This is a genomic window from Candidatus Aquicultor sp. (assembly GCF_054640775.1).
This window is the reverse complement of record NZ_JBTSLF010000040.1, coordinates 13,899-18,243: the sequence shown is the minus strand read 5'-3', so window position 1 is coordinate 18,243 and position 4,345 is coordinate 13,899. Positions and strand designations below refer to the sequence as shown.

The following is a 4,345-nucleotide window of genomic DNA, read 5'->3' as shown; positions in this document are numbered from 1 at the left end:
CTGCGACGCACCGGGATTAGCTATCCGGCCCCTTGGTGGTTACCGGAACGGGACTTTCACCCGCAAGTGCGGCCCAGCTTAGCTGGGCGCGCCAAAAAATATGGGGAGGGATTGCTCCCTCCCTAAAAAGATCATTTATTGATCTACCTTTATCTGATGACACTTATAGTGTTGGAGAACGCGGAGTCGACGGACTGGTGTGGGAAGCTTGCGCCTTCGTTTAAATTAGGATCCGAATAATCCCAAGTGTCGCCGACCACGTTGTTGGCCTTTACCCTATAGTAGTACGTCTGCTTGTTTTTAAGGTTGGTATCGGTGTATGTCTTCACGTTCTGTCCAACTGTGAAAGTCGTCAGTCCTGTCGTGAAGCTCGCATTTGTCGCCCTCTCGATGGTGAACCCGGTTTCGTTCAAGGAATTGTCCGCCCAGGTCAAAGTCGCCCTATTGCCCTTCACAATGGCAGCGAGGTTGGAAGGCGCCTTCGGGGCAACCGCAATTGCCAGCGAGTGCATCATGTCCATCTCTTCATGGGCAAGAAGGTGGCAGTGCCACACGTACTCCCAGCCAAAGTTGACCTTATGGTTGACGATATCAATAGGTTCCCCGAGCGGGTCGAATGCTTCGGGGGGCTGGCCATTTAGCTCCGCCTGAGTGGAGTTCGCCAAGATGGCGCCCTCCGGCTGTGTCGGGTCGATCAGGCGAACGCTGTTGGGAACATCAAAAGGCTGCGTTGGGGTAACCGGTCGCATTGCCACGATCGCATCCTGCAGCGGGTTTAACCTTATGGTTTCCTTCCAGCCCAACTCATTGGCGTCGGGCGGTCTGAGAGCGTTGTCCCATGCAACCCGGTTAATGAGCTGTACATTGTACAGGTGGAAGTGTATCGTGTGGGTGTCAACGCCATTGTGTGTTATCTTCCAGATCTGGGTGCCATCCCCTGTCGATCCGATAGGAGTCCCGTATACCGAGCCCTTGACGATCTCGACGGGCGCAGATGTATAGCCGTAGAGCACGAAATTCTGGTTCCCTGCCACCGTTTGTGGTAGCTCGACTCCCAGCATAGCACTCATCCGTCCATATTCCTTGTCGTAAGCCTCGCCCATTTCGTCCTGGATGGCCTTCGGCTCGAACGGAACCGTCACCGGCGTGGTCGAGCCGAGCGGGGTGAAGGTCATCGAAGTGTCCATGATCTTCGCGAAAGCATTGGATGGGAACTTTGCATTATAGGCGGAGTTGTAACCGGCCTGTGGTACCAGGATCGGGTCCTGGGATGCCTCAAAGACGCTCTTCTTCGTGTCGGTCTTTTTAAACACCGCCTCCAGTGTAGCCCGATTGTAGGGCGCGGCCGGAGCAGTATCCTTCACTCGGATCTGCATGATAGTGCGGGTATTTGGGCCGTAGCCTGGCTGCGTCGAGGGCGTGCCGCCTATATCTGTTTGGTCCGGGTGGCCTGTATAATAATCGTAGCGTGGGTCAATCGCCGGGAATGCCGCTGGGGCATCGTTATATAGAATGAGTGTCTTGCCGGCATACTTGGAGAAGTCGACGATTACGTCCGCCCGTTCCGCTGTACCCAAGAGCAGCGTATGGCTTGAGACATTCCCGAAATCGAAGTTTGTCTGGTCCATATTCCAGTCGATTGGCTGGTTGGGCAGCACCACCGGTGCCGGCAGGAAGCCACCTTCTGTTCCTACCTGGATGAAATCCGGGCCCGCTGTGGCCGGGTCCGGCACACCGCCTTCCCTTCCATCGACCGGCCAGTCTGCCGGGAAGCCCGCGGTCTTAGCCGCAGGGACCATCTTGACTTCGGTATTGGCCCTGCCGTCTGAGGCGGTAGTACTAGCGTCGGCTTGATATAGTTGTAAGTTGAAGAAACGATCATCGGCGACATTTAGAATACGGAAGCGGTAGGCCTTCGGATCCACCTCCATATAGGGGTAGACCGTGCCGTTGACCATGGGGGTGTCCATGAAGGCTTCCCCCGCCGCAGATGGGTCGGGCGTCCCGGGCATCAACTTCGGCTCCCATGGCGCATTGATGGGGTCGTAATAGGGATTCGCGACCGGCCCGTGTGTGATATTCTTGGTGGGCGGCCAGAACCAGGGGCCGTAATGCCACCGGCCAAACGGGTTCATCCCAGAGATATCATCTGGATTCTGGTTCGGCATATAGACGTTGGGATACCAGAGGTCACCGGTTACCGGCGTCCCGGGCGTTGATCCCCAATTCCAGGTTGGATCCTGCGAGGCGATTGTGCTCGCGTCTACAAAGGTCTTGTCCTGGATAATCAGGGGAATCCCTTCATCGGGGAGAACCGTAGCACTAGCGGTGTTAACACCCGAATTGTTGGTTCCGTTGATTAAGTCTTGCTCCACATCATCCGTTATCAGGTAACCAGCGGCCTCACCGGCATAGACGTTGAGGCGCGTGATGCCAAAGGCATGATCATGGTAAAACATCAACCTTGCGCTCTGCTGGTTGTTATAGTAGAAGGTCATCGAACCATCGCCGGGATCCGGCATATCAGGGACGTTGACCACACTGACGCCCTTGGGGTATTGGGTGTTTTCTCCCGCCGGGGTGATCCACTGATGGGGCGTGCCGTCGCTTATCCACGGGACAAAGCCGCCGTGGAGATGCAGGGTGGCGCGGTTCTGCGTATAACTCTCCTTCATCCCCGGCATCCCTGGCATATCCAAGGGGCCCATTCCCGCCCCCATGATGGTCGTATCCACGGGTAAGAATAGGTTGCCTTCGGTGCCGGTGGGAAGCTTATTGGTGAACTTGATGCGCACCGCACGGTCCTTGTGTGCAACAATCATAGGCCCCAGATAGCTGAACTTGCTTACCGTGAGATCCGTAGTATTAGTCTGCCTGTAACCCTGCAGGAGAGTCGGGGGCAGATCGTTGTGCAACTGTTCGGTATACCGCCCAAGCTCGATTTCATAATAATCGCAGCCCGGGTACGTTGTAGTATCCGGGACGGCGACCGGCAGGTACTGTCCGAGGTCGTTCTTGTTGGCTTCCCCCAGACCCGGTAGTGAATCAACGAATTTCTTGATGCCACCGTTGAGGGTCCCGCCTATTGCTGCGGTGGCGGCGGCGCCTGTGCCAGTGTCATCAGTAATGTAGACAACGGGGGCACTATACCCACTGCCCCCGTTTGTGAGCATGATGTCAGTGATGACACCACCTTCTACGGTTGCTGTAGCGATAGCGCCTGTGCCTGTGTTGTAAACATCCATGATGGTAACAGTAGGATTAACATATCCACTGCCCCCGTTTTCGACCGTGACAGTAGTGACAGCGCCCGTCGGGAGCGGGCTGTAAGCATAATTCGGATACGGGCCGAAATAATGCGGGGTCCCTCCTGGATCGAGCGCTGTCGCGGCAAAAGCCGTCGTCGTAGCCAGCGTCTTCTCGCGAGCCGCTTTGAAACGCTTGGCTGCAGCCTTTCTATCGGCCAGTAACTTACGCGTATCCATGAGCTTGTGCACCTTGTCGGCACGCTCTTTCAGAAGAGCTGTCGCGGTACTATTGCCTTTCCCTGCAGCTGTTTTCGATTGCGCGTAGATTTGGCCTGCTCCCCAAACAAGAGTGACTACTGCCAGCAACATGCATGCAAGAATCAAGTATTTGCGTTTATTCATACCATACCTCCTTTAGTTTGGGACTGTCTGTTAAATAGCTCTCCCTGCACCCAACTTTAAGCTTGATAAAACAATCGCCAGGAAATTAAGCCAAATTTGGCATGCTGTATCAGACGCAAGGTAGCATGCCTATGCATATCTACCCTTGCATTGCCCATTTGAAACTCGAATGATGCTGAATTTAAACCTATAAAGCCCAAAGAGGGGATTCAGCTTATTTACACACGAATCTTGACGCGACCAATCCACTACAGCGCTTGAAGTACTTCACATAGTGTAGTAATATCATGATCTATGAAGAAGCGTCCTACAGATCATTCGAAGTGCAAAAGCGTCCTTAAGCTCATAGGTGATTATTGGGCCCTTAACATTCTTATGGAGCTTAGGAATGGCGAACTTAGGTTCAGCGAACTGCAAAGGGCGATTGAAGACATTAGCCCCGTTACTCTGACAAACCGTCTTAAGAAGCTAGACCAAGCAGAACTTATCAGCAGGACGACCCAATCAAGAGACAAACAATCTGTCGTGTACGGGCTGAATGACTGCGGATGGAAGCTCGTGCCGATACTGGATGCTATCGAGACAGTTAGCCTGGACATTAATAAAGACACTAATGAAGACATCAATGAAGATGGAGGATAACAAGCATATGAAAGTAGAGATTTGGTCGGATATCCTTTGACCCTTTTGCTACA

At 53.8% G+C, this 4,345-nt stretch carries 2 protein-coding genes; one reads left to right on the top strand and one right to left on the bottom strand.

Features of this window, described 5'->3' with window-relative positions:
* Positions 1-149: 149 nt before the first annotated feature.
* The gene (locus ACYC56_RS05165) at positions 150-3,650 is read right to left on the bottom strand and encodes a hypothetical protein (RefSeq protein ID WP_461373112.1); all 3,501 of its coding nucleotides are present in this window, start codon (positions 3,648-3,650) and stop codon (positions 150-152) included.
* Between the two features lie 294 nt (positions 3,651-3,944).
* On the opposite strand from ACYC56_RS05165, the gene ACYC56_RS05160 reads away from it, so the two are divergent.
* Positions 3,945-4,292 carry a winged helix-turn-helix transcriptional regulator gene (locus tag ACYC56_RS05160; protein ID WP_461373111.1) on the top strand — a complete coding sequence of 116 codons (348 nt, stop codon included), beginning with the start codon at positions 3,945-3,947 and terminating at the stop codon, positions 4,290-4,292.
* Positions 4,293-4,345: the final 53 nt, after the last annotated feature.